The sequence below is a fragment of the Deltaproteobacteria bacterium genome, from assembly GCA_035063765.1.
Lineage (GTDB): Bacteria > Myxococcota_A > UBA9160 > UBA9160 > PR03 > CAADGG01.
On record JAPSFT010000013.1, the window covers coordinates 17,326 to 39,995 of the forward strand.

Below are 22,670 nucleotides of genomic sequence, written 5' to 3' on the forward strand. Positions count from 1 at the left end.
GCGCGCGTGGACCCGGAGGCCCTGAAGAGCGACGCGTGCCGTGCCGTCGACGAGCGGCGCACACTGCTGCTCGCCGTCGCGCACGAGATCCACGCGCACCCGGAGCTGGCCTTCGAGGAGCATCGCGCGGCCGCGCTGCTGGTGCGCGTCCTGAAGGACGCGGGCCTGCCCGTCGAGGCGCCGGTCTACGGGCTCGAGACCGCCTTCGAGTGCCAGATCGGCGAGCACGGCCCCGTCGTGGCCCTGCTCGCCGAGTACGACGCGCTGCCCGGGATCGGCCATGCCTGCGGGCACAACCTGATCGCCACGGCGGCGCTCGGCGCCGGGCTCGCGCTCGCCTCGCTCGGCACGCGTCTCCCGGGCCGGCTGCGGGTGCTCGGCACGCCGGCCGAGGAGCGCGGCGGCGGCAAGGAGCTCCTGGCGCGCGCGGGCGCCTTCGAGGGTGTCGACGCGGCGCTGATGGTGCACCCGGCCGGCGTCGACCTCGCGACGATGCCCTCGCTCGCGCTCGCGGAGGCCCACGTCGTGTACCACGGCCGCGCCGCGCACGCCGCGGCGATGCCCGAGCGCGGCGTGAACGCGCTCGACGCGCTGGTGGGCGCCTACCAGGCGATCGCGCAGCTGCGCCAGCACATCCGCCCGAGCGAGCGCATCCACGGCATCTTCACCGAGGCCGGCACGGCGCCGAACGTGGTGCCGGAGCGCGCCGCCGGCCGCTTCTACGTGCGCGCGGCGAACGCGGGCGAGCTGGCCGAGCTGAAGCGCCGCGTCGAGGGCTGCTTCCGCGCCGGCGCCGAGGCCACCGGCGCCACCCTCGAGCTCGCCTGGCAGGATCCCGACTACCTCGAGCTGCGCACGAGCTGGCCGCTCGCCGAGCGCTACCAGGCCAACGCCGAGGCCCTGGGCCGCCGTTTCTTCCCGCTCGACAAGCTCCCGGCCGGCGCGATGGGCACCACCGACATGGGCAACGTGAGCCACCGCGTGCCCTCGATCCACCCGATGATCGCCGCGGCGCCCTGGCACTGCACGATCCACGCCGCCGAGTTCGCCGAGCATGCGGCGAGCCCCCTCGGCGAGCGCGCTGCGCTCGACGGCGCGAAGGCGCTCGCGATGACGGCGCTCGACTTCTGGCTCGATCCCGACCTGCGCGCGCGCACGCGGGCCGCCTTCGACGCGGCTGCCTCCTGAGGAGGGCGCGATGAGCGAGCTCGTGGCGCTCGACCACGTGATCGTGCTCGTGCACGACGTCGACGCGGCGACCCCGACCTACGCCCGCCTGCTCGGGCGCACCCCGTCGTGGCGTGGCGAGCACCCGGGGCAGGGCAGCGCGAACGCGCTCTTCCGGCTCGACAACACCTACCTCGAGCTGCTCGCGCCGAGCGGTCCGGGCGCGCTCGGCGCGCTCCTCCGTGCGCGGCTCGCCGCCGCCGGCGAGGGCCCGCTCGGCTTCGCGCTCACGACACCCGACGCGGACGTCTGCGCCGCCGCGCTGCGCGCGCGGGGCCTGGCCGCGAGCGATCCCGTCCCGGGCGTGGGGCGCGACGAGCCGAGCGGCGCCTGGCGCCGCTGGCGCCACGTCCTGCTCCCCGGCGACGCCGCACGCGGGGTCCTGGTCTTCGCGATCGAGCACCTCTCGCCGCCCGAGCTGCTGCCGCCGGCGCAGCCGCTCGGAGCGCCGGAGGCCGCGGTGGCCGGCCTCGATCACGTGGTGGTGCGCAGCGACGCGCCCGAGGCGGCGATCGCCTTCTACCGCGACGCGCTGGGCCTGCGCCTCGCCCTCGACCGCTGCTTCGAGAGCTTCGGCGCGCGCCTGCTCTTCTTCCGCGTGGGCGGCGTCACGATCGAGGTGGCGGCGCCCGCGAAGCCGCCGCCGGCGCCCGGACCCGAGGACTCCTGCTGGGGCTTCTCCTGGCGCGTTCCCGACGTCGCCGCCGCGCGCGCCCGCCTGCTCGACACCGGCTTCGACGTCTCGGAGGTCCGCGCAGGGCGCAAGCCCGGCACGCGGGTGTGTACCGTGCGCGCCCCCACCCATGGCGTCGCGACGCTGCTGCTCGAGCCGCCGCCCCGCGGCTGAGCGGGCTACCAGCGGCGCGGGCCGGCGCGGTGCGACGATCGCATCCACGGCCACCACGGGACCCGCGGCGGCCGGCGGAAGAGGTCGAGGTCCGGCTCCCGGGCCCAGAGGCGGCCCGGGACCAGGTACCGCTGGTAGCGGAGATCGCCGGCCAGGAAGCGGCGCAGGAACGAGACCGTGACGAGGTTGGTGAGCCGGTGCGCCTCGGCCACCGGCATCAGGTCGGGCGCACAGCCCTCCTCGTAGGCGCCCCCGAGCGTGTCGGTGACGAGATCGGGCGGGAAGCCCGCCTCCGCCACCAGCTCGATCACGTCGCACACGTTCGTGAACGAGAAGTGCGCGGCGCCGACCAGATCGGCCCGGTAGAGCTCGCGCGTGCGCAGGATCTCGTAGGGTCGGGTGATCTCGGGCACGAGGGGAGTCGTCTCGTCGAGCGTACCGCCGACCAGCAGGGTCGGTACGCGGATGCGCTCGAGCTCGCGATCGCTGAGCGGGGTCGAGGCGGGCGCGATCGGCACGATCGCACGCACGCGGGGATCCGCCGGGTAGGGCTCGAAGCCCTCGGGCACCTCGACGCCGAAGTCGTCCGCTGCGTCGCCGTCGAAGCCCGCGGCGACGGCCAGCGCCGTGAAGCCCCCGAAGGAGTGCCCCGTCACGCCGATCGCGAAGGGGTTCAGCGCGTGGCGGAAGCGATCGTTGCGGTCGAGGTTCCGCGCGAGCATCCAGTCGATCAGGAAGGACACGTCGCGCGGCCGGTCCTGGGCCGACTGGAGCAGCGCCTCCGCGTCGAGGTTGCCGAGGAAGGCGTCCAGGAAGGTGTCGCCGACGTGGTCGGGCGCCACGACCACGAAGCCGTGGCTCGCGAGCGCCTCGGTCAGGAAGTAGGACTGGATCGCGATGCCGCCGTTGCCGTGGGAGAAGACCACGAGCGGGAAGAACCCGCGGCGGGCGATCGGCGCGTCCTCGATCGCGACCTCGGACTCGAGTCCGAGGAAGAGGATGCTGTAGACCGTCGGCGGGCCCTGGGCGCGTCCGGGTGCGACCGGATACCAGACGTGGACCGGGAGCGTGCGGTTGCGCGCTGCGTCGTAGGCCTCGAAGGAGTCGTGGCCGACTGCGTAGGGGCCGAGCGCGTCGGGGCGGTGCGGAACGCGCGCGCCGGCGGGCAGGGCGAGCAGCAGGACGGCGAGCAGGAGGGACGGGCGGCGCAGCCGGTGCAGCACGGGAGCCTCCGGGTCGGTTCACGGGCGGGGGAGCCTCTGTTACCACGGCGCGAGGGTGCGTGTCGAGCGCGAAGACGCCCGGCCGGCGCTCAGGCGGCGCACCAGAAGTCCAGGTCCTCGCGCAGCCCGAGCCGCCGGCAGCTCGCGCGGATCTCCGCGCGCGCGAAGGCGCCGGAGACCGCGGCCACGAGCGGGAGCCCCCGCCGCAGCCCCGGGATCGCCTCCGGCCGCACGACCGGCGCGCCGCCGATCCGCCGCCCGATCCGGCGCGGGTGGATCTCGACGATCGCCGCGGGCTGCCGCCCCTCGGCGGCGAGCGCCCGGCGCAGCGCGCGCCCGCTGGCACCGTGCCCCCAGAGCAGGTACCCGGCGCCGTCGCGGAGCGGACCGCGCGCCAGGAAGCGCGCCTTGCAGGCGACGAAGCGCGCGGGCGTGTAGGCCGGACTCGTGCGCCACAGGCGCGCGGGTCCGTCGCGCCAGCCGACGAGCCGCTTCGGCACGACCCCGATCCGCCGCCCAGCTTCGAGCCAGCGCAGGAGGAGGTCGTAGTCCTCGGGCCCGCCGGCGTCGCGCCAGGGCGCTGCGACCAGCTCCTCGCGCCGCAGCATCCAGGTCGGATGCGGCAGCGGGCACTCGACGAAGCGCTCGGCGCGCACGGCGCGCGCGTCGCGGATCGTGCGCAGCCAGGCCTCGTAGGCGCGCAGGCCCGGACGCAGGCCCGCACGCGGGAACACCCGGACGTGACAGCCGACGCCGGCCAGCGTCCGGTCGGCCGCGAGCGCCGCGGCCTGGAGCTCGAGGCGCCGGCGGTGGGCCAAGTCGTCGGCGTCGAGGCGGGCGACGAGCGGCGCGCGACAGGCGGCGAGGCCCGCGAGCAGGGCGGGCACGATCCCGCGCGCCTCGGTCGCGAGCACGCGGAAGCGCGGGTCGGCGGCGGCGAAGCGCTCGGCGACGGCGCGGGTCGCGTCGGTCGAGCCGTCGTCGACGACCAGGCACTCGAAGCGCGGCTCGCTCTGGCGGCGCACGCTCGCGAGGCAGGCCGCGAGGGTCGCAGCGGCGTCGCGCGCCGGGATCAGGACCGAGACGAGCGGTGCCGTCACGGCGGTGGATCCAGGGCGCCGGGCCTCCCGCGGAGCGGGCCGGCGAGCACGCGCGCGCCGAGCACGCGGTGGTCGAGGCCGGCGGCGCGGTCGAGGCGCGCGATCCACTCGGGGAGCACGACGCGCAGCTTGTGGCGCGGCTCCTCGACCCCAAGCGGGGCGAGGGCATCGGCCCATTCCCGCCACCAGGGCGAGGCGGGGCCCGCGAGCGGCTCGAGGAGGAGGAGCTGCGCGCCGGCCGCGAGCACGCGGCGCAGCCCGGCGAGCAGGCCCGCGCGCGCGAGCGGATCCAGCTCGTTGACGGCCCAGCCGAGCACGACGAGATCGCCCGCGCCGGCGCGCGGCGCCGTCGCCGGGAGCACGCCGCGAAGCGTGCGCGCGGCGAGCCCGAAGGCGGCGTAGGTCCGGCGCGCCTCGCCGAGAGCGAAGCCCGAGCGGTCGAGGGCGAGCACGGCGGGCGGCGCCGCGCCGGTGGCGGCGAGGGTCGCCGCCGCCGCCGCCCCCGCCGCCCCCGTGCCGCAGCCGAGGTCCAGCACCCGGCGCACCGCCCCGAACGGCGTGGGACCCCCCGCCGCGAGCAGGTGGTGCACGGTCAGGAAGTGGAGCGGCGCGTAGCAGGTGGCGATCGCCGCGCGCTTGCCGCGGCCCTCGATCGCGCGCGCCGCCAGGTCCACGCCGGGCCGCCGCTCGACGTAGAGCGCGGAGAGCGCCTGCACGCCCTTGCGGATCTCGCGGAGCTCGAGCGCGCGGGAGTGGCGCGCCACCGCCTCGCCCAGCCAGGCGTCGAAGGCGGCGCGCAGGACACCTTCCAGGTACGGTTGCGGGCACGTGGAGCGCCGCGCGCCCGCGCTCACCTCCGCCGCCATCCTCTTGCCATCTTCGCCTCGTCTCCCGTCAGTCCCGCGGCAGCCCGACGAGCTGCCGCGCCATCAACACGCGCTGGATCTGTCCGGTCCCCTCGACGATGTCCATCGCCTTCACGTCGCGGAAGAGCTTCTCGATCAGGTGATCGCCGCGCCCGCCCTCCTCGCCGAGCAGCTCCATGCCGAGCGCGGCGGCCTCGAAGGCGGCCTGGGGGGCCACGGCCTTGGCCATCGAGGCCTCGAGCACGTTCGGGCGCTGCTGGTCGGCGAGCCAGGCAGCGCGCCAGCAGAGCAGGCGTGCGGCCTGGAGCTTGCGGCGCGAGCGCTCGAGCCGATCGCGCACGCGCGGGTCGCCGAGCCGGTCGTGGCTGCGCGCGAAGGCGAGCGTCTCGTCGAGCGCCGCGCGGCCGATGCCGACCGCCATCGCGCCGATCATCGGGCGCGTCGCGTTGAAGGACTGCATCGCGCCCTTGAAGCCGGCGCGCCCGGACTGGCGCTCCTCGCCACCCAGCAGGTTCGCGGCCGGCACGCGGCAGCCGCGCAGGGTGAACGAGGTCGACTCGTAGGCCTCGAGGCCCATCTTGCGCTCGATCCGGAAGTCGCCGAGCCCCGGCGTGCCGCGCTCGACGACGAAGGCGCGATGGCCGGCCCGCCCGAGGGCAGGGTCGCAGGTGGCGAAGACGACGATCCAGTCCGCGCGGCTCGCGTTGGCGGCGAAGGACTTGTCGCCGTCGAGCACCCAGTCGGCGCCGTCGCGCCGGCACGCGGTGCGGATCGCGGCGACGTCGGAGCCCGCGCCCGGCTCGGTCATCGCGAACGAGCCCCAGCGCGGGCGGTCCGGCGCGCGGAAGGGGCCGAGGAAGCGCTGCTTCTGCTCGGGCGTGCCCATCGCGAGGATGGGCGGCTCCCCGAGCCCGGGGCCCGGGAAGGCCACCGCCACGCCGCGATCCCAGTAGGCCAGCTCCTCGGCCAGCACGACGCCCGTGAAGGAGGGCGAGCCACGCTCGCCCCGGGTCTCTTCGTCGCGCTCGCTGCGCTCGCGCCGAGCCTCGGTCGTTGTCGGGCCGGCGTCGTCGGGGTCCTCGCCGCCGAGCCAGCGCGTGCGCCCGAGGCCGAGCCGGACCAGCTCCGCGAAGAAGGGATGATCGGGCGGCAGCGGCGCGCCGGCGCGGTCGGCCTCGAGCCCGACCGGACGGATGCGCGCGGCGCCGAGGGCGCGGATCCGCGCGAGGCGATTGCAGAGGGCGTCCTCGAGGGCGAGGTTCATCGCGGCGCCGTTCCGGCGAGCGCGAGCGGTGCGTCGCTCGCGACGAGCGCACGCCCCGCGTCCTCGCGCGCCGCGTCGACACCGCCGTGGAGCAGGCTCAGGGCGCGCGCCTCGCGCATCCACTTCTCGATCGGGTAGTCCTGCACGAAGCCGTGCCCGCCGAGGATCTGGAGCGCGTTCGGGGTCACGAAGAGCGCCTGCTCGGCCGCCTCGACGAACGCCGCGGCACAGGCGCCGTCCGCGTCCTCCTCCGCGTCGAGCCGCAGCGCCGCGTCGTGCACGAGCAGCCGCGCGCCGTCGACCGCGCTGGCCATGTCGGCGATCAGGAAGGCGAGCGCCTGGTGGTGCGCGATCGGGCGGCCGAAGGCCACCCGCTGCAGCGCGTACGCGCGCGAGAGCTCGGCGGCGGCGCGCGCGACGCCGACCAGCAGCGCCGCCAGGTCGAGGCGCGCACGCGCGAGCGCGCGCCGCGCGCCGCGCGGGTGCACCCACCAGGCACGCACCGGCGCGCCGGCGAGCACGACCTCGGAGGCTCCGGCGGCGCGCAGACCGGCGCCGCGCAGAGGCGCGAGGGGCAGGCCGTCCGCCTCGACCACGGCGGCGGCGTCGCGGTCGAGGAGGACCAGGAGATCGAGCCGGTCCGCGGGGACCCAGGGCAGGCGCCCGTCGGCGCGGCCGCCGCGCAGTGTCACCCGGCCGTCACCGTTCCAGGCGAGCCAGGCCCGGGCGCCTGGCCGGCCGATGAGGGGCCCTGCGTGGGTCCGGAGCGCCGGCTCGCCCCCGAGCTCCGCGAGCGCGTGAACGGCCGGCCCCAGAGGATCCAGGGCGAGCGCGGCGCCCGGGTCGGCAGCGGCCAGCTCCTCGAGCACCACGGCGCGTCCCAGGGCTCCGAGGGCGGCGCCGCCGAGGCTCTCGGGCCACGCAGCCGCTGCCAGACCGATCTCGGCCGCTGCGGCCAGGTTCGGCGCGCCGACGGCGCGCGCCGCCTCGGACTCGCGTTCGCGCGGCCGCAGGCGCTCGGCCCCGAAGCGGCGCGCCGTCTCGCGGAGCAGCTCGAGGGCGGGGTCGAGATCGAAGTCGATCATCGGGCGGTCATGGTAGGGGGCATCCGTAGGGCGGGAGAGGGGCCCGCGTCGCCTCCGGGATGACGCCGGCATGGCGCCAGGGCCTTGTTGGCCGTCGGGCGAGCCGCGATCCTCCTCCCATGGCCCTCCCCCCCTCCGGCGCCTCGGGCGCCCGCTGCCGCGCGCGGAGCGCGTGATGCGCGGCTTCGCCGCCCTGCTCACCGCCGCCGCGCTCTTCGGCGCCATCACCTGGTTCGCCCTCGAGAGCAACGAGGTGGCGGTGCTGCGCACGCGCACTCCGACCGGCGCGTTCGAGGAGACACGCGTCTGGGTCGCCGACGTGGACGGCGCCGCGCTCATCGAGGCGGCTACGCCCGAGCGGCCCTGGTACCAGAGCCTGCGCACCCACCCCGATGTCGAGCTGCTGCGCGACGGAGCGCCGCTTCGTTATCGCGCGCTTCCCGAGCCCGGCCCCGAAGGTCGCGAGCGGATCCGCACGCTGCTGCGCGCGAAGTACGGCTGGGCCGACTGGTGGGTGAGCCTGCTCCAGGACAGCTCGGACTCGGTGCTGATCCGGCTCGAGCCCCTCGATCGGGCGAGCGCCGCGCACCGCTACGCCACGGTCGAGTAGGCCGCTGCACGCTCCTCAGGCCAGGATCCGGTAGAGCACCGTTCCGCGCGCGCACACGCGGCGCGATCGCTCGCCACACACCTCCACGTCGCACGAGAAGGCGCTCCCGTCGCGGTGGGTGCAGTCGCCGTGGGCGATCAGCGTCTCGGCCGGCGGCGGCGACAGGAACCGGGCCTGGAGCGCCGGGGTCGACGCCTTGTACGGGCCCGGCCCCGTCACCGCCCACGCCGCCATCGCTCCCGTCGTGTCGAGCAGCGCGAGGACGGCGCCCTCGGCGAAGCCTGCGCCACCGCCGCCGTCGGTGTGCTCGGGACGGAAGGGCAGCACGATCCGCGAGCGGCCGCCGGCCATGTGCTCGACGCGGATCCCGAGCCGGGCCAGGAAGGGGATCCTCTCGATGTGGGGGCCGAGCGGGCCGGGGTCGGCGGCCCCGTCGTCGCCGCTGGCGGCCGGCAGCGCGGCGGCCGGCGCGCCGAAGCGGCCGCGGGCCGCGACGAGCCCCTGGGCGATCGGGCGCCCGTCGGCGCCGCGCACCGCGACGTCGACGAAGACCAGCTCCTTGCCCTCGCGCAGGCGCGCGGCCTCGACCGCGACCGCCTCTTCGCGGGCGGCGGCCAGGTAGGCGACCTCGAGACCCCAGGTGTGGAAGGGCGCCGCCTCGGGGCCCAGCGTGGCGCGCGCGACCGCCTGTCCGGCCAGGGCCACCAGCGAGGCGGCGACACCGCCGTGGAGCACGCCGCCGGGGTTCGTGTTGGCAGCCGCGAAGGGAAGCCGCAGGCGCACGCGGCCCGGTGTCACCACGAGAGGTTCGACCCCGAGCGCGTGCGCATACGCAGAGCCCTCGAGCCAGTGGCGGGCGTCCGCTTCGCTCATCGCCGATCCCCTCCGGCGTCCGGCAGGAGACAACAGTGCACGGCCTGTTCGCCCGGCACCTCGCCGGCGAGGGTGCGCAGCGCGCGCTCGGCATCGCGCAGCGCGAAGCGGTGGGTCTGGAGGCGCTCGAGCGGGAGCCGGCGCGACTCGATCAGCCGGATCGCCTGCTCGTAGGAGCTCCAGGTGACCCCGATCGCCCCGCGCAGCGTGATCTCCTTCAGCACCACCTTGTCGGAGACGAAGTCGGGTACCGCCTTCATGCCCTTGACACCCGCCAGCACCACCGTGCCGCCCGGCGCGCAGCAGTCGATCGCGTCGCGCACCGGCTCGACCGCGAAGGCCGTCACCTCGACGACCACGTCCGCGCCGCGCCCGCCGGTGAGCTCGCGCACGCGTGCGACCAGGTCCTCGCGCTCGACGTCGATCGTGTGGTCGGCGCCGAGCTCGCGGGCCAGCGCGAGCTTGTGGGCGTCGCGCGAGAGGCCGGTCACCAGGATCGTCCCGGCGCCGGCCTCGCGGCAGGCGATCACCGACGCGAGGCCGCGCTGGCCGGGCCCCAGGACGAGGACGGTGTCGCCGGGCCGGGTGCGCGGGAGCTCGACCGCCCAGCGGAAGCCGGCGCCGAGCGGGTTGAAGAGCACCGCGAGTTCGGGCGGCAGCGTCGGGTCCACCTTGTGCACGATCGCGTTCGGCGGCAGGTACAGGTATTCGGCGTACGCGCCCCACAGCCCGGGCGCGACCGAGAGCGGCACGTAGGAGTAGATCCGGCGCTGCGGGCACAGGTGGTAGGCGCCGCCGCGACAGCGGGCGCAGGCGCCGCAGGGGAGCATGGTCTCGACCGCGACGCGGTCGCCCTCGGCGACGCCCCAGCGGCGCGCCGCGCGCTCCCCGATCGCCGCGATCCGCCCGAGCGGCTCGTGCCCCGGCACGAGCGGGAGCGGCACCTTCAGGACCCCCTGGAACTGCTCGACGTCGCTTCCGCAGATGCCGCACGCCTCGATCCGCAGCAGCGCATCGTCGGCACCCACCGCCGGCAGCGGCAGCTCCCGCGCCTCGATCCGCTCCACCCCCACCTGCACCATCGCCAGCGCCATCTCGATGCCTCGCTGTGTGGCGGGGACAGTCCCGGCGATCCGGCGATTCTGGACCCCTCCGCTGCCCTCGCCGTCCGAGAGAATCGCCGGATCGCCGGGACTGTCCCCGCTTCAATCCGGCTCGAAGAGCTGGAGGGGCTGGCCGGGGCGGAGGCGCCCCGGGGTTCCGATCGGGTCGCGGGCTGCCAGCGCCTCGAGCAGGGTACGGTCCGGCGGGGTGTTGGCGACTGCGCGGCGGCCGTCGGCGAGCCTGGCCAGGACGATCCCGCGCACGGGCGCACCCTCGCGGTCGAAGAGGACCGTGTAGGTCTCGACGCTGCCCTCGGCCGCCTCCTCCGCGAGCTCGACCGGCAGCGAGGTCGAGGGCGCGACGGCGATCGAGCCGATCGCGGGCGCGGCGTCCGGCCGCGGCGCCGCGCCGAGGACGACCGCCGAGTGCTTCGAGAGGTACCAGCCGACGCCGGTGACGAGAGCGTGCGTGCCGGGCGCCGCGCGCAGCCGCCCGGCGGCGCGCGCGAGGGCGTGCAGCGTGTAGGCGTTGCCCGGCCCGCCTGCGTAGGGGAGCCCGCCCGTCAGCGTCACGGGGCGCGGATCGTCGTCGGCGATGCCGAGGGCGTCGCGCGCGAGCTGCACGGCGCTCGGGAAGCACGAGTAGAGGTCGAGGTGCTCGACCTCGCCGATCGTGAGGCCCGCCTCGGCGAGCGCGGCAGCGCCGACGCGCGCCACCCCGGGCGAGCGCGAGAGGTCGGGACGCAGGGCGACGGGCCACGGCTCCTCCTTCGCGTCGCCACCTCCCCACCAGTGGACGAGCCGCTCCTCTGGCACCCCGAGCGCACGCGCCCGCGCGCGCGAGCACAGGATCAGCGCGGCTCCCTGGTCCACCTCGAGCACCGCGTTCATGTACTTCGTGTACGGGAAGGCCACCATCCGGTTCGCGGTCGCAGGCGTCGCGATCTCGCCGGCGCTGCGCCGCACCGGGAACCAGGCATGGGGATTCGCGGCCGCCACCTCGGTCATCGGCGCGAGCAGCGCGCCGAGCCGCCGGCGGTGCTCGTCGAGGCTCCAGCCGCGGCGCGCCCGCCAGGCGTTCTCGAAGAGGGGATAGACGCTCGACGGCGCCACCATGCCGTGTCGCTGCTCGACCTCGAGCACCGGCGAGGCGTCGTCGCCGGCCGCCTCGGAGCGCCCGTCCCCGCCGGTCGGCCAGGCGAGCCGGACCCCGCGCCTGCGCGCCTGCAGCACGGAGAAGAACACGTCGCAGCCCGCCACCAGCACGGCCTCGCAGCGCCCGCCGGCGATCTCGCGCGCGAAGCGGTTCACGAGCATCGTGGGCGTGTTGCCGCCGATCGGGGTGGCGACGCGGCGCGCCGGGGCGATTCCGAGCGCCTCGACCAGCAGGCCCGCGGCGTCCCGCATGCGCCAGGCCGTGACGCTCGGGACGGCCACGGTGTCGAGCGCCTCGAGCAGGGCCTTGCCGGCGCCGGCGTCGTCGGCGGCGCGCCGTGCCACCGCGGCCAGGATCTCGACGGGGCCGGCCGCCGCGGCCGGGTCGTCGCGCCGCTCGCTCCACTGCGCGGCGCCGACGAGGACCGGATCGCGATCCCGCCCCTCGTTCAACGCCACGCGAACACCGGCTGTTCGAAGTGGGCGACGCGGGTCGGCTCGCCGCGGATCACCACCTCGCGGAGCTGGTAGACGATCGCCGCCGTCGGCGCGTGGACGTCGGCGACCGGGAGCGGGATCGAGAGCACCGGCCGGTCGCTCTCCGGGATGCGGCGCAGGCGCGGCACCTCGGGCCGCAGGAGCGCGGCGAGCGGGATGCGGTGCACCTCGGCAACCTCGCGCGGATCGGCGCGCAGCTCCGGCTCGTCGCCGCCCCAGACGACGACCGGCGTGATCACGTAGCCGGAGCGGGTCGGGTAGTCGTCGAGGAGGCCCAGGACGGCGGAGTCCGGGAGGTCGAGGCCCACCTCCTCGGCGAGCTCGCGCAGCGCCGCACCCTGCGCGCTCTCGCCCGGGTCGACGCGCCCGCCCGGCAGCGCCCACTGCCCCGCGTGGCGCGCGAGACGGTTCGCGCGCCGGGTCAGCACCCAGCAGGGCCGCCCCTCCGCGTCCGGCACCAGCGTCAGCGCGACGGCCGCGGCGCGCCGCCCGTCGAGGGCGGCGGGCACGCGTTCGAAGGCGCGCAGGCGCGCGGCCGCCGTCGCGCGCAGCGCCTCGCCGAAGCCGCCGGGTTCGAGGTCCATGGCGGGCGGATCATAGCCCCGCCCTCGGTTACCCTCGCCGGAGCGAGGCGGCGCCGCTCGCGGGAGAGGGTCGATGCAGGGCAGCCAACCCGCGCGCAGCCGCACCGCCGCGACGAGCGGCCCCGTGGCGCGCCGGCTCGAGCTGCCCGGGCGGGGCGTCACCATCGCGCTCCTCGACTGGCAGGACGAGGCCGCCGCCGCGGACGCGCCGCTCGTCCTGATGCACCACGCGAACGGCTTCTGCGCGGGAACCCTCGCCCTCGTGGCGCAGGCCCTCACGCCCGCCTTTCGCGTGATCGGGATGGACGCGCGCGGCCACGGCGGCTCGAGCCGGCCCGTAGGCGCCGGCGCCTACGGCTGGGACGAGTTCGCCCTCGACGCGCTGGCCGTCGCCGAGGCGCTCGCACCCGCCCACGGCGGGCGCATCGCGGTCGGGCTCGGGCACTCCTTCGGCGGCACCGCGATGCTCGGCGCCGCCGCGCGCCGCCCCGCGCTCTTCGAGCGGCTCGTGCTGGTCGACCCGGTGCTCCCCACGCCCGAGTGGGCCAGCGCCGACCCCGAACGCGGCCAGCGCGGTGCGCGCCTCGTGGAAGGTGCCCGTCGACGCCGATCGGTGTGGGCGAGCCGCGCCGAGGCACGCGCCCACTTCGCGGGCCGCTCGCTCTTCCGCCGCTGGCAGCCGGCCGCCCTCGACGCCTACGTCGAGCACGGGCTTCGCGAGCGCGCGGACGGGCAGGTCGAGCTCGCCTGTCCGGGCGCGGTCGAGGCCACGATCTTCGCCGCCGCCGCCCTGGGCCTCGACGTCGTCGACCTCGCGCGGCGCGCCGCGCCCGTGCCCGCGACCGTGCTCTGGGCGCGCCACGGCGACTTCCCGCGCGCCGTCTTCGAGCGCGTCTTCGCCGCCATGCCCGGCGCCCGCCTCGTGGACGCCGAGGCCGGCCACCTGATCCCGATGGAACGGCCGGAGCTGGTGGTGCGCGAGGTCGCCGCCGCCGCTTCCGCCCGCGCCGAGAGGAGCTCCCCGTGCGCACCATGACCCTCAGCGACGACGAGCTCGACCTGCTCTTCGAGGTGCTCGACACCGCCTGCGAAGCGGTCGCGTCCGACTTCGACCTGCTCGACGCCGAGGGCGCTGCGCCCCGGGAGGACGAGGAGGTCGAGCTCGACGAGGGGCAGGCGCAGGCGCTCGAGTGGCTCCAGCGCGTGATCGGGCTGCGCGAGCGGCTCGAGACGCAGTCGGTGCTCGGAGGCCGGTGAACGGCGGCGGCCCGCCCGTCCGGGCGGGAAACCCGGACGCGCAGGGGCGCGCCTGCGGGCGTACCGGTGCCGATGGGTCCCGTGCGGCGGCTTTCAGCCTCGCGCGGGCCGCGGGCGGCGGCGCCGCAGCAGGTGTGCGAGCGCGCCGAGCGCCGCGGCCGCTCCGGCACCTCCCGGCTCCGGGACGACGCTCACGTCGTCCCAGCTCGCTTCGAAGACCTCCGGCGAGCCGGGATCGACGGTTACGACGACCCCCACGTAGAGGAGCACCGAGTCCGCCCCGGCGGGCACCTCTGGAGAGAACGGCCCGAGGCTCGTCCAGGTGTCGGGCGGCGGCGTGAAGACAGGAGCGTCGTAATTGCCCAGGATGGAGCCACCGCAGCCGGGCTCCTCCCACCACTGGAACGAGAGGAAGGCCGCCCCCGCGGCCGACTGCGTCGGGATCCGGAGCCGGGCGGACAGGTCGAGCTGGGTTCCTGGCACGGTTTCGATGCACTGGGTGACACGCAGCGAGTTCGGGTTCTCTCCGAGCTTCTTGCGCAGGAGCAGTGACCACGAACCGGCGTCCCCGGTCGCGTCGGCATCGACCCCGATGGTCGAGGTGTCGAAGATCTGGAGGTTCCATTCGGCGAGCGTCGGGTCGTCGAAGCCGCCGTCCGTCACCAGCTCGGCAGCTCGGGCTGTCGCCCCCACTGCGCACGCCAGCCACGCGCCGAGCCCGAGCGCGATCCATCGCCACCCCCGTGCAGATCCCCCCATTTACACCCCCTTTCCGGACAGTCTCCGGGCTCCCACCGGGAGTGTCAATCGGGATCGTGGACTGGGAGTGTCGATCAGGAGTGTCGATCGGGTGTGGGGATCGGGCGTGAGGACCGGGTGCCTCGCCCGGCGCCCTCGACCGGAGGACTCCGATCGTTCTATTCGGGCCGCTCCTCCGCCAGCTCGTGTCGCCGGACGGGGTCGCTCCCGGCCGCGCCGTCCCCGTTCGCGGGCGGCACGCCCGGCTCGCGCGGTTCTGCGATCGGCATCGGCGCGTCCTCGATGCCGATGTGGAAGAGCGCGAAGCCCGGCATCACGACCTGCCCGAGCGCCATGCCGATCACGCGCCCGGTCACGGGGGCGACGATCGCGTCGCGCCGGCTCGAGAACGGATCGCTCACCTCGGCGAGGACCTGCCCCGGCTGCACCTCGGCGCCGAGCGCGACGAGCGGGACGTAGATCCCCGAAGCGTCCGCGCGCACCCATTGGGCGCGTCCGTAGAGGCGCTGGGTGACCTCCGGCGCGGCGGCTCCCTGGAGCATGCCGAGCGAGCCGAGCACGCTCTGGATCGCCGCGACGCCCTGCTCGACCTGCGCCCGGTCGATGCGGCCCGGCTCGCCGGCCTCGTAGAGGACGGCAGCGATGCCGGCGTCGTCGGCGGCGCGCCGCAGGGTGCCGGGCTGGGGGACGCTGTGGACCACGTGCTCGGTCGCGAACCCCCAGGCGAGCCGCAGGTTGTCCACCTGGGCGAGGTCGGTGCGGATCTGGGGGACGTTGGCGCGGTTCAGCGAGCCCGTGTGGAGATCGACCAGCTCGTCGCAGCCGCGCACCACCTGCTCGAAGAACTGGTGGGCGATGCGGGCGGCGGCGCTGCCCTCGGGCCGGCCGGGGAAGGAGCGGTTGAGGTCGCGGCGGTCGGGCAGGTAGCGCGAGCCGGTGCGGAAGCCGTAGGCGTTCACGACCGGCACCACGACGAGCGTGCCGGCGAGCGCGCGCGGATCGGTCTCCTCGCCGAGCCGGCGCGCGATTGCGATGCCGTTGAGCTCGTCGCCGTGAACGCCGGCGGTCACGCACACGGTGGGCCCCGGGGCCACGCCGCGCAGGGCGACCACGCCGGCCGTGAAGTCGTCGAGGCTCTCGAAGCGCAGGCGCCGTGCTTCGCCGGGGGGGATCGCCTCCCCGAGGAAGTCGAGCGGGCCCCACGTGATGCCCGCGGATGCGGGAGCGGCGGGTGGGCCCGCGGGCGCCGCGGCCGCCGCGACCTCCGGCCCGGCGGCCGGCGGCAGGACCGCTCCCGCCTCGAGCGCAGCCGGCGCCTGCGCCGGCGCGGCGATCTCCATCGGGCTCGGGTCCCCGGCCGCGGCGAGCCCCGCACAGCCCACAGCCAGAGCCGCCAGCAGCAACAGGGTCGGGCTCCGGGTGCGCAGCGCCGCCGTCACGCGGCCGAGCCTAACCGATCGCGTGTATCCTCCCACGGCGCGCGCCGAGGAGACGACATGACGGGTCCCGCCGAGCTCGGGCACGAAACCTCCCGGGCTCCTTCCGACGCACCGGCCTGGCACGGATTCGACCTGAGCACGATGCGCGGGACGCCGCTCTACGACGATCCGCACCCGGCGCTCCACCGCCTGCGCGCCGAGGCTCCCGTCCACGAGACCCCCATCGGATCGTGGCGGCTCGCCCGCTACGACGACTGCGTGCGCCTGCTGCGGGGGACGCGCTGCGGGGTGCGCCGGCGCGACGGCACGCTGCCGCGCCGCGACGATGCCGAGGGGCCGGCGGAGTTCATGCTCCAGCAGGACCCGCCCAACCACACGCGCCTGCGCAAGCTCGTCTCGAAGGCCTTCACGCCGCGCGCGGTCGAGAGCTGGCGGCCACGGGTGCGCGCGATCGTGGAGCAGCAGCTTGCCCCGGCGCTCGCGGCGGGCGAGATGGACGTGGTCGCGACCCTCGCGCTGCCGGTGCCGGCGACGCTCATCTGCGAGCTGCTCGGCGTGCCGGTGTCGGATCGCGACCGCTTCACCGTCTGGACCGCCGACGCGACCCATGGCCTCGCCGGCGATCTGGCGCCGCCGGAGGTGCGGGAGCGAGCGAGCCAGGCCGCGCTGGCCCTCGCCGGCTACTTCACGGCCCTGATCGAGGAGCGCCGCAAGCGCCTGACCGACGATCTGCTCTCGGTCCTGATCCGCGCCGAGGAGGAAGGCGACCGGCTCAGCCCGAGCGAGCTGATCGTGCAGTCGATCGGGCTCCTGATCGCCGGCTTCGAGACCACGATCGGCCTGATCGGCAACGGCGCGGCGGCCTTCGCGCGCCACCCGGCCGAGCGCGAGCGGGTGCGCGCGAACCCAGGCCTCGTGCCGAACGCCGTCGAGGAGTGCCTGCGCTACGACGGCCCGATCGGGCTCACCGTGCGCGTGCTGCACGAGGACGCCGCCTTCGGCGGCCGCCGCATTCCCGCCGACACCGAGGTGCTCGCCCTCCTGTGGGGCGCCAACCGCGACCCCGCCGTGTTCCCGGACCCCGACCGCTTCGACGTGACGCGCCCGAACGCCCGCGAGCACCTGGCCTTCGGCGGTGGCACCCACCTGTGCCTCGGCGCGCACCTGGCCCGCATGGAGGCCCAGGAGGCGCTCGGCGCGCTCGTCACGCGGGCGCCCGGGCTCACGCTCGCGAGCGAGCGCATGGAGTGGGGACCGTCCCTCTTCCGCGTCCCCGCGCGCCTCCCCGTCCATCTGCGATGAACGGGGACAGTCCCGGCGATTCGGCGATTCTGCGAGAGGTAACGGGGAGGAACGGGGACAGTCCCCGAATCACCGAATCGCCGGGAATCGCCGAATCGCCGGGACTGTCCCCGTTACCTCTCGATCGGGAGGTTGCGGGCGGTCCAGCCGGTCCAGCCTTCGGCGAGCGAGCGGACGTCGGTGAAGCCCATCTGCTGGAGCGTGTGCGCCGCCAGCGCGCTGCGGTGGCCGCCGCCGCAGTAGAGGACGAGCCTGCGCGAGCGGTCGGCGAGCCAGGGGTCGCGCTTGTAGTGCTCGAGGTCGGCGCGCACCTCGAGGAAGCCGCGCGGGTAGGAGCGCGCGCCGGGCAGGTGGCCGGCGGCGTACTCGTCGGGCTCGCGCACGTCGAGGAGCTCGATGCCGCCACGGTCGGGCAGCGCGAGCAGGCGCTGCACCTCCTCGGGCCGCACCTCCTCGACGTGGGCGAGCGCCTCGCGCACGAAGTCGGCTAGCGAGCGCGCCATGCGCGCAGTATATCGGCGGTGTGGAGCATCCGAGCGCGATCCGGCCCGAGGAGCACGCGAGCTTCCGGCCCGACAGGATGGGCAAGGCCACCCTGTTCGGCTCCGAGCGCCTGCTGGTCGGCCTCAACTGCTTCGAGCCCGGCCAGGAGCACGCACTCCACGCCCACGCCGGAATGGACAAGCTCTACGTGGTGGTCTCGGGCGCCGGGGAGTTCCTGCTCGAGGGTCGGTGCGTTCCCATGAGCGCCGGTCAGATCCTGGTAGCGCCGGAGGGGATTCCCCACGGCATCCGGAACTCAGGGGGCGAGAGGCTGATCGTACTCGCCGTCCTCGCCCCCGGCCCCCCCTAGCTCCCCCATCCTCAATGACGGCGCGGGTCTCGCCGATCCGAGCGCCGTGGCGAGCAGCACGACCCGTCCGGCATTCCTCGCGCTTGCGGTGGCGGCGACGCTTCTCGCGCCGGCTGCTGCGCGCGCGGTCCGCAGCCCCGCCCTCGTCCTGCCGCCGCGCGCCGACGCGCGCTACGAGTGGGTCGCGCTCGGCGCTACCGAGTGGGTGCGCCAGCGCCTCGTCGAAGCGGGCATCGAGTCGTCGCCCGAGTTCGTCGCTGCGGATGGCCTCGACGCGAGCCGCGGCGCGGCACTTCCCGACGCGGCCACGATGGCTGCGCTCGCCGGCGTGCACGGCGCGGCGCGGGGCTGGACGCTCGATCTCCAGGTGCGCGGCGGGGAGGCGCGCGTGCGGCTGCTGCTCGTCGACCTCCAGGCCGGGACGCTCGAGGCATCGGCGCGCGCGGAGGCCCCGCTTGCGAGCCTCGGCGAGGCGCTCGCCGAGGCGACCGGCGCGCTGGCTTCGCAGCAGGGGCTCGCGCCGCCCGCGCTGGATCTGCCCAGGATCACCGAGCTCGATCGCTACGGCCGTGCGCTCGCCCACCTGCGCGCGGGCCGGCCGGCCGCTGCGTGGCTCGAGCTCGGCACGCGCCTCACGCCGACGGCGCGCGCCCTCCAGGAGCGCATCGCGGCCCTCGGCGCCTCGGAGACGCTGCCGCTCGGCGAACGCGCGCGCCTCGCGGTGGCCCGGGGCCAGGGCGAGCGCGCCCGCCTCTGGCTCCGCGCCCATCTTGCCGAGACCCGGGATCCCGCCCTGGTGCTGGCCGCGGCCGAGTCCGCCGAGCAGATCTCCGAGTGGGAGCGCGCGCTCTCGCTCCACGAGCGGGTGCTCGCGCTCGATCCCACCTCCGGCACCGCTGCGGTGGGCCGCCTGCGCGCGCTGCTCCAGCTCGGGCGTGGCGCCGAGCTGGCGGCCCTGCTCTCGACCCCGCTGCCGCCCGACGCCGACCCGGGCGCCCTCGGCGAGCTCACGGAGCTCCCCGGGCTCGACGCGCCTGCGCTCGCCCAGCTCCACCTGCGCGTCGCCGAGCTCGCCGGGGCGCGCTTCGACGACGAGCTCGCCACCGCGCACCTGGAGCGTGCGAGCGCAGCCGATCCCGCCCTCGAGCCCGCGGCCCAGCGTGCATCCGCGCTGCTCCACGCGTCGATGGGCGAATCCGAGCGCGCGCGCACCGCCGCCGAGCGCGCGGTCGAGCTCGGGGGCGCCGACGCATCGGTCCTCGAGGTGCTCGGCTCGGCGCGCCGCCGGGCGGGCGACGTGGCCGGGGCGAAGCAGGCCTTCGAGCAGGCCCGCGCGCTCGAGCCCGAGCGCCCGGCCGTGCTGGTTGGCCTCGCCGAGATCGCCCGCGAGGAGAACGAGTCGGGCCGCGCGGTGGAGCTGCTCCGCGAGGCGGTGGCCGTCGAGCCCCGCGCCGCCGGGTCGAGGGTCCTGCTCGCCGGGCTGCTGCGTTCGATGGGCGACATCGACGGTGCGCTCGCCGCGCTCGAAGGAGGCGACCCGCGCCGCCGCGGCGCACCGCTCCTGCGCGAGGCCGCCGCGCTGCGCGCCGAACGCGGCGAGACCGAGGCGGCGGCAACGCTCCTCGCCGAGGCCGCGCTCCTCGAGCCCGACGACGCCACGCTCCTCGAGGAGCGGGCCGCCGTCGAGGAGCAGCGCGGGAACGCCGAGGCGGCGACCCGGCTGCGCGCGCGCGCCGAGCGCCAGGTCGGAGCGCTCGCTGCGGAGCCCGACACGCTCGCGGCGGCTGCGGACGGCGCTGCACAGGACGCGCTCCGCACGGCTGCCTCCGTCGCCGACCTGGTGGCGACCTTCCCGACCCGGCTCGCCGGACGCGAGCGCCCGATCGAGGTGGTGGCGCTGCTCGCGCCGGCGCACGACGCGGCGAGTGAAGGCTGGCTGCGCTGGCTCCGGCCGCGCCGGATCGACGGCGCCGCGGTGGAGCGGCTGCTCGCAGCGGCGCTCGCGGAGCAATACGTGGTGGTCGCGCCGGGCGAGATCCCGGCCGAGCTGGAGGCACCCGACCAGCAGGCCCTGCGCGCCGGCGCCGGCGACCCCGCCTCCGTGGCGCGCCTGAACGCGGCCCTCGCGAGCGACGCCGTCGCCACGGTGCGCTTCGCCGACGCCGGGGGCGGCACGCTGCGCATCGAGCTCCGCATGGGGATCGGCGAGCTCGAGCCGACCGTGCGCCGCTTCCGCAACGAGGCGCGCGTGCCGGGCGCCGCCGCCGAGCTCTCGCAGTGGAATCCGAGCGCGCTCGCGGTCGCCGCCCTCGCGCTGGCGCTCGCGGCGCTTCCGCTCCTGCGCGGCTGGGGCGGGCTCGTGGTGGGGATCCAGTACGCCTCGCTCGGCAAGGGCTTCTTCAGCATCAAGCTCTCGCGCCGCTCGGAGCCGGCCGGCAAGGGACGCCAGGGCGGCGCGGGCAGCGAGGCGCGCTTCCTGCGCCGCATGCGCATGATGGGGCGCTACCAGCGCCGCATGGTCGGCCGCGAGACGCACTTCAAGCTCCTGCCGGCGCGCCGCTACTACGTGCAGGTCCACGGACTGCTCCAGGACCCCGCCAGCGAAGCGGTCGTGGGCAACTACTTCGAAGAGCAGGTGGTCCAGGTCGGGCGCGGGAAGACGGCGCGGCTCGACTTCGACTTCCGGCCCAAGGAAGCCGCCCTCGAGCTGACCATCCTCGACGGCGAGGCACCGGTGCCGCGCGCCCTCGTCGCGCTGCGCGGGCAGCCCGCGAGCCTTCGCTACGCCCGCGTCGGCCAGGCGCTGCTCCCGCTGGCACCCGGCCGCCATCGGATCCTCGTGGGCGCGGGCGACCGGGTGCTCGAGCGAGAGATCGGAATCGAGGGCTTCGCGCCGGCCGCCCTCGTGATCGAGATCCACGACGAGACGGCGCTGCTCTTCAGCGGCTGCGCCGAGGCGGTGGAGCCGTACCTGCAGGGCCAGCTCGCGGTCGCCGCCGACGCGCTCGAGCGCGCGGGGCAGGCCACGGCGGCCGCGCGCGTGCGCGGCGAGCTCTTCGCGGCGCAGGGCGACGTCCAGCAGGCGGCGCGCAGCTTCCAGGAGGCCGGGCGCTTCGAGGACGCTGCGGCGCTGGCGTCGGAAGGCCCGGACCCGCGCAGCGCCGCGGAGCTCTACGAGCAGGCCGGCAACCTCGCCAAGGCCGCCGAGGCCTGGCGCGCGGCCGGCGACCCGGCGCGTGCCGCCGGTCTCTTCGAGGAGCTCTACCGCTACGAGGACGCGCTCGACTGCTGGCGGGCCGCCTCCAACACCGAGAAGTGCTGCGACCTCTCGGAGAAGCTCGCCCGCAACCTCGATGCCGCCGAGTGTGCCCTCGAGCTGGGCGACGCCGACCGCGCGATCCGCAACCTCCAGATGGTGGAGCTGCGCGACGCCGGCTACGGCGAGGCGTGCCGGATGCTCGCCAGGGTCTTCGCGGAGCGCGGCGAGCCCGAGCTGGCGACCCAGAAGCTCGACGAGGCGGTGACCGCGGTGGGTGGCGCCGAGGCCGCACCGCTCGAGCTGCTCGCCGAGTACGGCGACGCGCTCGAGCGGTCGGGTCGCATCGCGGAGGCGATCACCGTCTGGGAGTCCGTGCGTGCCCGCGACTTCCACTGGCCCGAGGCCGCCACGCGCGTCGACTCGCTGCGCCAGGCGCTCGAGAGCGAGCGCACGGTCGCCGAGGCACGCAGCACGATCGTGCGCGGCGCGGCGGCCGCCGAGAGCCGCTACGAGCTGCTCGGCGAGATCGGCCGCGGCGGGATGGGCGTCGTGTTCAAGGCGCGCGACCGCCGGCTCGGCCGGATCGTCGCGCTCAAGCGCCTGCCCGACAACCTGCGCAACCACCCGACCGCGGTGCGCCTCTTCCTGCGCGAGGCGCGCGCCGCCGCCGCGCTCAACCACCGCAACATCGTGACGCTCTACGACGCCGACCAGGAAGGCGACGCCTACTTCCTGACCATGGAGTTCCTCGACGGCTTCCCGCTCCACGAGATCCTGGCCCGGCGCGGGAAGCTCTCGCCGCGCGACGTGGCGCGGATCGGGAGCCAGGCGGCGGTCGGCCTCGACTACGCCCACGCGCACGGGGTCGTCCACCGCGACATCAAGACCTCGAACCTGTTCTTCACGCGCGACAAGGTCGTGAAGATCATGGACTTCGGGCTCGCCAAGATGGCCGAGGAGGTGCGCCGCGCCGCGACCGTGGTGGGCGGCACGCCCTACTACATGGCTCCCGAGCAGGCCGCCGGGCACGACGTCGACCACCGCGCCGACCTCTACGCCTTCGGGGTGACGCTCTACGAGCTGCTGGCGGGCGAGGTGCCGTTCCGGCAGGGCGACATCGCGCGCCACCATCGCGAGAGCCCCGTGCCCGATCCCCGCGAGAAGGCCCCCGAGGCGCCGGCGGAGCTGGTCGATCTGATCCACGGGCTCATGGCGAAGGCGCCCGAGGACCGGATCGGCTCGGCCGGCGAGGTGGCGGCCCGCCTGCAGCGCGCCGCGAAGCAGCTCGCCGGCTGATCCGTCCCCCGGCCACCCGGCGACGGCGCCGCGCGGGCGGAACGGGCTCAGGACCGCCGTGGAAGTGCCG

At 76.2% G+C, this 22,670-nt stretch carries 20 protein-coding genes; 8 read left to right on the plus strand and 12 right to left on the minus strand.

Features of this window, described 5'->3' with window-relative positions; translation table 11 throughout:
* Positions 1-6 precede the first annotated feature (6 nt).
* Together OZ948_11460 and OZ948_11465 are read left to right on the plus strand one after the other, a co-directional pair.
* On the plus strand, positions 7-1,188 hold the full coding sequence (locus OZ948_11460; GenBank protein MEB2345347.1) for a M20 family metallopeptidase: 1,182 nt from the start codon (positions 7-9) through the stop codon (positions 1,186-1,188).
* A gap of 10 nt (positions 1,189-1,198) precedes the next feature.
* Positions 1,199-2,074 (plus strand): VOC family protein, encoded by an 876-nt coding sequence (locus tag OZ948_11465; GenBank protein ID MEB2345348.1) that lies wholly within the window; start codon positions 1,199-1,201, stop codon positions 2,072-2,074.
* Positions 2,075-2,079: 5 nt separating this feature from the next.
* Here the strand turns inward: OZ948_11465 and OZ948_11470 are convergent, their stop codons facing one another.
* From OZ948_11470 to OZ948_11490, 5 genes are all read right to left on the minus strand, one after another.
* The gene (locus OZ948_11470; GenBank protein ID MEB2345349.1) at positions 2,080-3,297 is read right to left on the minus strand and encodes a hypothetical protein; all 1,218 of its coding nucleotides are present in this window, start codon (positions 3,295-3,297) and stop codon (positions 2,080-2,082) included.
* An 89-nt stretch (positions 3,298-3,386) separates the two neighbouring features.
* Complete coding sequence (locus OZ948_11475; protein ID MEB2345350.1) at positions 3,387-4,397, minus strand: glycosyltransferase; 1,011 nt, start codon at positions 4,395-4,397, stop codon at positions 3,387-3,389.
* Positions 4,394-5,251 carry a methyltransferase domain-containing protein gene (locus OZ948_11480; protein ID MEB2345351.1) on the minus strand — a complete coding sequence of 286 codons (858 nt, stop codon included), beginning with the start codon at positions 5,249-5,251 and terminating at the stop codon, positions 4,394-4,396. Before OZ948_11480 ends, OZ948_11475 begins: the two co-directional genes overlap by 4 nt.
* Before the next feature lie 40 nt (positions 5,252-5,291).
* The gene (locus tag OZ948_11485; protein ID MEB2345352.1) at positions 5,292-6,527 is read right to left on the minus strand and encodes an acyl-CoA dehydrogenase family protein; all 1,236 of its coding nucleotides are present in this window, start codon (positions 6,525-6,527) and stop codon (positions 5,292-5,294) included.
* The gene (locus OZ948_11490) at positions 6,524-7,612 is read right to left on the minus strand and encodes an acyl-CoA dehydrogenase (protein MEB2345353.1); all 1,089 of its coding nucleotides are present in this window, start codon (positions 7,610-7,612) and stop codon (positions 6,524-6,526) included. Before OZ948_11490 ends, OZ948_11485 begins: the two co-directional genes overlap by 4 nt.
* Before the next feature lie 175 nt (positions 7,613-7,787).
* Between OZ948_11490 and OZ948_11495 the strand changes: the two genes are divergently transcribed.
* Complete coding sequence (locus OZ948_11495) at positions 7,788-8,222, plus strand: hypothetical protein (GenBank protein MEB2345354.1); 435 nt, start codon at positions 7,788-7,790, stop codon at positions 8,220-8,222.
* Between the two features lie 15 nt (positions 8,223-8,237).
* Here OZ948_11495 and OZ948_11500 read toward each other — a convergent pair whose 3' ends face one another.
* The 4 genes from OZ948_11500 to OZ948_11515 all read right to left on the minus strand — a co-directional run bounded on the left by OZ948_11500 (position 8,238) and on the right by OZ948_11515 (position 12,435).
* On the minus strand, positions 8,238-9,095 hold the full coding sequence (locus OZ948_11500; GenBank protein MEB2345355.1) for a hotdog fold thioesterase: 858 nt from the start codon (positions 9,093-9,095) through the stop codon (positions 8,238-8,240).
* Complete coding sequence (locus OZ948_11505) at positions 9,092-10,189, minus strand: zinc-binding dehydrogenase (protein ID MEB2345356.1); 1,098 nt, start codon at positions 10,187-10,189, stop codon at positions 9,092-9,094. The genes OZ948_11500 and OZ948_11505 overlap by 4 nt, the downstream gene beginning before the upstream one ends.
* A gap of 111 nt (positions 10,190-10,300) precedes the next feature.
* A complete protein-coding gene (locus tag OZ948_11510; protein MEB2345357.1) occupies positions 10,301-11,806 on the minus strand; it encodes an acetyl-CoA acetyltransferase in 1,506 nt (501 codons plus the stop codon).
* Positions 11,803-12,435 carry a CoA pyrophosphatase gene (locus OZ948_11515; protein ID MEB2345358.1) on the minus strand — a complete coding sequence of 211 codons (633 nt, stop codon included), beginning with the start codon at positions 12,433-12,435 and terminating at the stop codon, positions 11,803-11,805. The genes OZ948_11510 and OZ948_11515 overlap by 4 nt, the downstream gene beginning before the upstream one ends.
* A 73-nt stretch (positions 12,436-12,508) precedes the next feature.
* On the opposite strand from OZ948_11515, the gene OZ948_11520 reads away from it, so the two are divergent.
* On the plus strand, positions 12,509-13,471 hold the full coding sequence (locus OZ948_11520; protein ID MEB2345359.1) for an alpha/beta hydrolase: 963 nt from the start codon (positions 12,509-12,511) through the stop codon (positions 13,469-13,471).
* Positions 13,459-13,692 (plus strand): hypothetical protein, encoded by a 234-nt coding sequence (locus OZ948_11525; GenBank protein MEB2345360.1) that lies wholly within the window; start codon positions 13,459-13,461, stop codon positions 13,690-13,692. Before OZ948_11520 ends, OZ948_11525 begins: the two co-directional genes overlap by 13 nt.
* Before the next feature lie 93 nt (positions 13,693-13,785).
* Here OZ948_11525 and OZ948_11530 read toward each other — a convergent pair whose 3' ends face one another.
* Both OZ948_11530 and OZ948_11535 read right to left on the minus strand, forming a co-directional pair.
* Positions 13,786-14,355 carry a hypothetical protein gene (locus tag OZ948_11530; GenBank protein MEB2345361.1) on the minus strand — a complete coding sequence of 190 codons (570 nt, stop codon included), beginning with the start codon at positions 14,353-14,355 and terminating at the stop codon, positions 13,786-13,788.
* A 254-nt stretch (positions 14,356-14,609) separates the two neighbouring features.
* Positions 14,610-15,890 carry a M14 family metallopeptidase gene (locus OZ948_11535; GenBank protein ID MEB2345362.1) on the minus strand — a complete coding sequence of 427 codons (1,281 nt, stop codon included), beginning with the start codon at positions 15,888-15,890 and terminating at the stop codon, positions 14,610-14,612.
* 57 nt (positions 15,891-15,947) lie between these two features.
* Here OZ948_11535 and OZ948_11540 point away from each other — a divergent pair, with 57 nt between their 5' ends.
* A complete protein-coding gene (locus OZ948_11540; protein MEB2345363.1) occupies positions 15,948-17,192 on the plus strand; it encodes a cytochrome P450 in 1,245 nt (414 codons plus the stop codon).
* Positions 17,193-17,305: 113 nt separating this feature from the next.
* Here the strand turns inward: OZ948_11540 and OZ948_11545 are convergent, their stop codons facing one another.
* Positions 17,306-17,695, minus strand: a complete 390-nt coding sequence (locus tag OZ948_11545; GenBank protein MEB2345364.1) for a rhodanese-like domain-containing protein — start codon at positions 17,693-17,695, stop codon at positions 17,306-17,308.
* 20 nt (positions 17,696-17,715) lie between these two features.
* On the opposite strand from OZ948_11545, the gene OZ948_11550 reads away from it, so the two are divergent.
* Together OZ948_11550 and OZ948_11555 are read left to right on the plus strand one after the other, a co-directional pair.
* Complete coding sequence (locus OZ948_11550; GenBank protein MEB2345365.1) at positions 17,716-18,045, plus strand: cupin domain-containing protein; 330 nt, start codon at positions 17,716-17,718, stop codon at positions 18,043-18,045.
* Positions 18,046-18,091: 46 nt separating this feature from the next.
* Positions 18,092-22,600, plus strand: coding sequence for a protein kinase (locus OZ948_11555; GenBank protein MEB2345366.1), 4,509 nt, complete (start codon positions 18,092-18,094; stop codon positions 22,598-22,600).
* Positions 22,601-22,670: the final 70 nt, after the last annotated feature.